Here is a 6721-nt window from a genome sequence, read left to right as displayed (position 1 = left end):
GTTTTCAAAGGTCTTTGTCGCTCTCGCGCGACAACTATATTAGTATATCACGACCTCTTCTCCTTGTCAATATCTTTTTTCTATTTTTTTAAAAAAAGTTTTTCTTTTTTAAAAAAATAGAAAACGAGAAGTGGATTCTTCTCGTTTTCTTATGATTATACAAGTTCTTTATATTTTTTCTGTTCTGCTTTATTTGCCCAAACGTAATGTCCTGGCTTGATTTCAACCATTTCTGGTTTGTCGGTTGAATAATCGTGCTGATCAGGATCATAAACTTTCAGAACTTTTTTGCGTTCTAGAATTGGATCTGGAATCGGAACTGCCGATAGTAGAGATTGTGTATAAGGATGAATTGGGTTGTTAAACAATTCTTCCGTTTCAGCTACTTCTACAATAACACCTTTGTAAATAACCGCAATACGATCAGAGATAAAACGAACTACTGAAAGATCGTGTGCTATAAAGAGATAAGTCAAGCCCAACTCTTTTTGGAATTTCTTCAGGAGGTTCAATACTTGTGCACGAACTGATACGTCTAGGGCAGAAATTGGTTCATCTGCAATAACAAATTCTGGCTCCATTACCAAGGCACGAGCGATACCAATCCGCTGGCGTTGTCCACCAGAGAATTCATGGGGATAACGAGTCAAATGTTCTGCTAGAAGACCCACTTCATGCATAATCTCTTTTACTTTACGTACTCGGTCTTCTTCATTTTCGAATAGATGATAATTGTACAAACCTTCTGAAATAATGTAGTCGACTGTTGCACGCTCATTCAAGCTAGCTGCTGGGTCTTGGAAGATCATTTGAATCTTTCGGATTAATTCATTTTCATCCTTGCGATTTTGCTTCCCATTGATCTTTTTACCATCATATAAGATGTCACCTGCACTAGTGTCATTCAAACCAATGATTGCTCGACCAATTGTTGTCTTCCCACTACCTGACTCACCAACGAGGGAAAATGTTTCCCCTTTATTGATGAAGAAATTTGCATTCTTTACGGCTACAAATTTTTTACTTCCTTCACCGAAGGAAATTTCTAGATCTTTAACTTCTATTAATTTTTCTGTCATTTCCTTCTCCTAGTCCTTGATTGTAGTGAATCCCATTTTTGCACTTATTTTTTCATGAAGATTATCAATAATTTCTGGTTTATTGACTTTTGGTGCATCTTCATGCAAGAGCCACGTTTTAGCCCAATGTGTATCTGAAACTTTGAAAACTGGTGGATGTTCCTCAAAATCAATTTGCATGGCATAGTCTGAGCGCAAAGCAAAGGCATCCCCTTTTACCGGTGAGTACAATGATGGAGGAGTCCCTGGGATAGAAAATAAATCACCCTTAGAAGTAGACAACTGTGGCAAACTTGAAAGAAGACTCCATGTATAAGGATGTCTTGGGTCATAGAAAATTTCTTCTACTTTACCAAATTCTACAATTTCACCAGCATACATTACGGCAACCTTATCTGCAATACTTGCCACCACACCCAAATCATGGGTGATAAATATTGTTGTAAAGTTATATTCTTTTTGTAATGATTTCAACAAGTCAATGATTTGGGCTTGAATAGTTACGTCGAGGGCCGTTGTAGGCTCGTCACAGATCAAGATATCAGGACGGCAAGCAAGCGCAATAGCAATAACGATCCGTTGGCGCATCCCACCTGAATATTGGAAAGGATATTCATCAAAGCGACGTTCTGCTTCCGGGATTCCCACCTTTTCCATATAGTCAATAGCCATTTCTCTGGCTTCTTTTGCACTCTTGCCTTGGTGTTTAATAATAACCTCTGTAATTTGTGATCCGATTGTATTAATCGGGTCCAAACTGGTCATTGGGTCTTGGAAGATCGTTGCAATTTTTGCACCACGAATTTCTTCCCAATCTTTGTTTGACTTGAGTTCTGTTAATTCTTGCCCGCGATAATTAATGGTCCCATTGGCAATTCGTCCGTTTTCTTCTAACATTCCTGTAAAAGTTTTTGTCAAAACAGATTTACCAGAACCTGATTCACCAACAAGCGCCATGACCTCTCCTTCAACAAGATCCAAAGAGACATTGCGAATAGCTGTTAAGACACGATCCCGAACATCAAATTCTACTACGATATCGCGAGCAGATAAGATTACATTTTTATCATTTGTCATATCTACTCCTCCTATCTATGTGTACGTGGATCGCTGGCGTCTGCAAGATTTTGTCCAACGATATAGAATGACAAGGATACCAAGACTAAGACTGTCAATGGAATCCAGAAAAGATACGCATTGGTTGTTACGTTTTGTGAGTAGTCTGAAATAAGACGACCTAAACTTGGAACTGTAATCGGCAATCCCAATCCAAAGAAGGAAAGGAAGGCCTCAGTCGAAATAAAGGCTGGCAACAATTGTGTAGTTGTCGTCACAATAACAGAAACCAACTGTGGCAAAATATTTTTCGTCACAATTTTAAGGGTTGGTGTACCCAAGGTGCGACTGGCCAAGTTGTACTCTAAATCGCGGTAACGCATAATTTGGACACGGATAGAGTAAGCAATCCCAATCCATCCTGTCACTGTCATCGCCAAAATCAAGTTCCAGAAACCAGCACCGATTGAGTAAGTCAAGACAATAACAATCAACATAAATGGAACATTTGAAATAACGTTATAAACTTCCATCATGAAGCGGTCGATTGATTTTGACACACCCCAAATCCCGCCGATCACTACTCCAATCACAACGTTGATCAAGGTAGCAATAAAGGAGATGATAATCGAATTGCGGGCACCAAACCAAACTCCATCAAACAAGGATTTACCATTGTTATCCGTACCAAAGAAGGCCTTGGTGCTTGGCGGATTCAAACGGGCAGTAAAGTCATTTACTTTACTTACATCATTGTAATCAAAGTTTGAAAACATTGGGTATACAAAACTCATTAAGAGAATAGCAACCAAAACGGCTAACATCAAAATGGTTGATTTCTTTTTGAAGAATTGACGGAATACGGATTTCCAATAGGAGTAAGACGGCGCATCAATTGTCTCAGAGGCAAAATCATCACGTTCCACAAATTGGAATTTCTTCTTATCGATTGTAGACATTATTTGCCTCCTTTCTTAGTTGTTAGTTTGATACGAGGGTCTACCATAACCATAAGGATATCTCCAGCCATTGCTCCAAATACAGCAAGAACAGTAAAGATGAAGACAAGACCAACTACCATGGTATTATTGGATGCCTTGATAGAATCAATCAACATTTTACCCATACCAGGGAAGGCAAAGACAGTTTCTGTCAAAGTTGCCCCTGAAATGACTAGAACCAATTGAACAGGAATCCCTGTAACGATCGGAACCATGGCGTTTTTGAAGATATGTTTGCGGGAAATTTCTTTCTCAGAAAGCCCTTTGGCACGTGCAAAACGGACAAAGTCTTGAGAATGCAAGTCGATCATGTAACGGCGAATCCAAACTGCCAATCCTGGTGCACTCAAGAGACCCAAAATCACAGAAGGTAGTACATAAGAGCGCCAATCCTGAGCCCCTAACACTGGGAAGGAATCTGGTAAGCCGATAGAAGAGCCAGCCAAGCGAACGATGTAAACCAAGGCAATCGTCGGCAATGACATCATAAATGTTAAAGTTGCCGTAGATGCACTATCAAACCAAGTATTCTTCAACAAGGCCATATAAGATCCTAAAGGAATAGCAATCAAGTAGGCAATCGCAATCCCGATTAAACCGATAATGGCTGAGCTCACAATCATGGATGGATTTTCATAGTTGCTCAATGTTGCTGTATAAGCATCTCCTTTACCAAAGCGGGCGATATCTTGAGCATCTGCCTTGCTTGGTGATTTGTATGTACGAGAGTAGATATTGATAGAAGATTCTTTTTTTCCTGTTGGGAAGTTTACTTCACTCTTCTTAGTTGTACCTTGTCCTTGTGTAATAACCTGAAGAACAGGTGTATTTGAATAAGTTGGGTAAGATTCACCCAAGTTTAAGGATACAAAATTTTGATGAATGAACGGGAATTGACCATTGAAATACAAAAGATATTTATGTTTAGTCCCCGAACCAACTACTGACCAACCAATAGCTGGGTCATTTTCAATTCGAATATAGCGTTCAAGTTTTGGATTAGAAGCATCTTTGATGACATTTGGATGGTCAATCTGAATCAGATTACCATAGAATCCAATAACACGTTCAAAGACAGGGACTTCACGAGTAGCGTAAAAACCTTTGTTTTCAGGGAAACGTTTCAATACCCAGCCATTTCCAAGGTTAGAAATGTACTTTTTGTAGATCTTCTCGTTTTCTTTAGTAGGCTCTACTGTTACTGATGAGTCTTCCTTGCTTGCTTTTTCTTTCAAAGCTTTTGAATCAAGATATTCTATATACCCCATGCGATCATAGACTGTATTTTCATAATTGATTTTAGAGTCTTTTGTTTTCGCAATCTTGTTATAGTTAGGGTCGTTTTTGAAAATTAAATTTCTTGGGGTTAGCGTATAAATAATTGTATACGTCAATGTCGTAACCAAAAAGATCGACACCAACGAACGTAAAATACGCATAAATATATATTTTTTCATATTCCGTTCCTTTAATGTTCAAAAGAACTTTCTCCCCTATTAGAGAAAGTTCTGATGAAGGTGATTATTTGACGTGTTTTTCAAGATCTTGCTGAGCCTTCTTGTTTGATTCAGCTTTTTCTTTCAACCATTTTTCACGTGCTTGATCATATTGTTTTTTAGTGACAGGTTCATCTTGAATTTCAACATATTTGAAATAAGTTGATCCTTTGTTACCTGTTTGTGATGAAGGTTCAGAGAATGGAACCACTTTTGAAACCACTGTAGCTGCACCAGAGCTTGTCATAGTTGGAATTACCAATGCGCTATCTGTTAACCAAGCTTGCGCTGCTGCAAATTTTTCATAACGTGTCACTACGTCTAGGGTTTCTTTTTCTGCATCATCAAGCAACTTCGCATATTCATCTAAGCCAACAGCCTTAGCAGAGGCATTATCGACACCACCAGCAAATCCAAGATAAGTCTTAGTTTGGTCTGGAGAAGATGGTTGCAAGGTATCAAGGTAAGTAGATGGGTCATCATAGTCTGGATTCCATCCTACAAGTCCTTGAAGGTCCCAGTCAGTTTCTGCAGCTGATGGTACGTTAAGAGTAATGTTCAAGACTTCATCTTGGTCCATCATTTGAAGGTCCACAACAACGTTTTCTGTACCAAGTGTTTCTTCAACTGATTGTTTGAAGGATTGCATCCGTGACACAAAGTTTGTTGAGTTTTGTGCAACCGGAACATCCAAGTGGATTGGGAATTGAACACCCTCTTTTTGGAGTTCAGCTTTTGCCTTTTCAAACTGAGCTTTTGCTTTTTCCTTGCTATAGAGTCCGTTTTGACTGTCTGCAAGATTCACACCGCTCCATTGATCCCCATAAGTTTGCAACTTGTCTGCTACTACATCACCAAAGTCTTTACCGTTTACTTGAACAAAGGCAGGTGCAGTGTACATATTTCGAATAGCAGCCTTAGCGTATTCTTTACCATTAACTTGTGCTGAATAATTTTCGCGGTTCAAGGCAAAGGTGATGGCTTGACGGAAATCCTTGTTCAAGATAGCTTTCTTCGTAGAAGATTTCTGCTCATCTGATGTTTTAGAAGTATGGTTGTAGGCTTGACGGTCAATGTTGAAACCTAAGACTGCGACACCAGAACCAGGCTGTGTGTTGTAGATATTGTCTTTGTATTTTTCTTCAACAGACGCAAAGTTAGAGCTAGCAGGGTATAGACGCGCCTTGGTATATGAACCATCGCTAAAACCGCGCGCTATGGAATCTTGATCTGATCCATCATAATAAGACAATTTAATCTTGTCAATATGAACGTTGTCTTTATCCCAGTAATCTTCGTTCTTTTCAAAAGTTATTTCTGATTTAGAAGTGATTGATTTCAAAAGGAATGGACCATTGAACAAGATTGATTTGACATTACCTGGTTGACCAAATTCATCACCCTTGCTCTTCAAGAATTCTGTACTAATTGGGAAAAGAACTCCATTAGTTGTTTTTGAATTCCAAAAAGTTTCTGGTTGATTCAAAGTATACTCAAGTGTATAATCATCTATTGCTTTGACCCCAACCTCAGAGAAGTCTGAAATTTTTCCTTCTGAGTAGTCTTTCAATCCTTTGATTGAGTCTTTCACCAATGGAAGAGATTCTGATTTCTTGTCTGCCGCATGCTTCAATCCAGTAACAAAGTCATGGGCTGTTACTTCACCATGCTCTTCGCCGTCGGCATCATACCATTTAACACCCTTACGGATTTTGTAAGTATAAGTCAAACCGTCTTTTGAAACAGACCAATCTTCAGCAATAGATGGCACAAGGTTTCCGTATTTGTCATTTTCCAACAAACCATCTACACCGTTTGTTGTAATATCGTGTACGGAAGCTTTTGAAGATACGGTGTAATCCAAAGTTGTAGGATCATCTGTATAAACATAGCCATACGTTGTATCTTTTTTTGATGCAGACTTGCTATCTTTTGAGCCAGAACATGCTGCAAGGAAAGTTGCTGCGAGCAATGTTACTCCGGCAAATGCAAAAACTTTACTTTTTTTCATTTTGAGTCTCCATTTTATTGAATTTAGATAGAATTATAGCATAAGTGAGAAAAAAAGTAAACTAAATTTTCTGAATAT

Annotated in this window: 5 protein-coding genes; all 5 read right to left on the bottom strand. The window is 38.7% G+C overall.

The window, feature by feature from the left end:
• Positions 1 to 155 precede the first annotated feature (155 nt).
• A complete protein-coding gene (locus RCH62_RS04625) occupies positions 156 to 1079 on the bottom strand; it encodes an ATP-binding cassette domain-containing protein (protein WP_023022226.1) in 924 nt (307 codons plus the stop codon).
• A gap of 9 nt (positions 1080 to 1088) precedes the next feature.
• On the bottom strand, positions 1089 to 2156 hold the full coding sequence (locus RCH62_RS04620; protein ID WP_023022224.1) for an ABC transporter ATP-binding protein: 1068 nt from the start codon (positions 2154 to 2156) through the stop codon (positions 1089 to 1091).
• Positions 2157 to 2167: 11 nt separating this feature from the next.
• Complete coding sequence (gene oppC / locus RCH62_RS04615) at positions 2168 to 3094, bottom strand: oligopeptide ABC transporter permease OppC (RefSeq protein ID WP_023022222.1); 927 nt, start codon at positions 3092 to 3094, stop codon at positions 2168 to 2170.
• Positions 3094 to 4593, bottom strand: coding sequence for an ABC transporter permease (locus RCH62_RS04610; RefSeq protein WP_023022220.1), 1500 nt, complete (start codon positions 4591 to 4593; stop codon positions 3094 to 3096). The genes oppC and RCH62_RS04610 overlap by 1 nt, the downstream gene beginning before the upstream one ends.
• A gap of 64 nt (positions 4594 to 4657) precedes the next feature.
• Complete coding sequence (locus RCH62_RS04605) at positions 4658 to 6643, bottom strand: peptide ABC transporter substrate-binding protein (RefSeq protein ID WP_219074983.1); 1986 nt, start codon at positions 6641 to 6643, stop codon at positions 4658 to 4660.
• Positions 6644 to 6721: the final 78 nt, after the last annotated feature.

This window comes from Streptococcus sp., from assembly GCF_030825805.1.
Taxonomy (GTDB): Bacteria; Bacillota; Bacilli; order Lactobacillales; family Streptococcaceae; genus Streptococcus.
The sequence above is the reverse complement of the archived record's forward strand: the minus strand, read 5'-3'. Positions and strand labels throughout refer to the sequence as shown.

Bases quoted from the DNA above. Each gene is read 5' to 3' on its own strand.
- RCH62_RS04625 (WP_023022226.1), bottom strand. From the start codon at position 1,079: ATGACAGAAAAATTAATAGAAGTTAAAGATCTAGAAATTTCCTTCGGT.
- oppC (WP_023022222.1), bottom strand. From the start codon at position 3,094: ATGTCTACAATCGATAAGAAGAAATTCCAATTTGTGGAACGTGATGAT.
- RCH62_RS04605 (WP_219074983.1), bottom strand. From the start codon at position 6,643: ATGAAAAAAAGTAAAGTTTTTGCATTTGCCGGAGTAACATTGCTCGCA.
- RCH62_RS04620 (WP_023022224.1), bottom strand. From the start codon at position 2,156: ATGACAAATGATAAAAATGTAATCTTATCTGCTCGCGATATCGTAGTA.
- RCH62_RS04610 (WP_023022220.1), bottom strand. From the start codon at position 4,593: ATGAAAAAATATATATTTATGCGTATTTTACGTTCGTTGGTGTCGATC.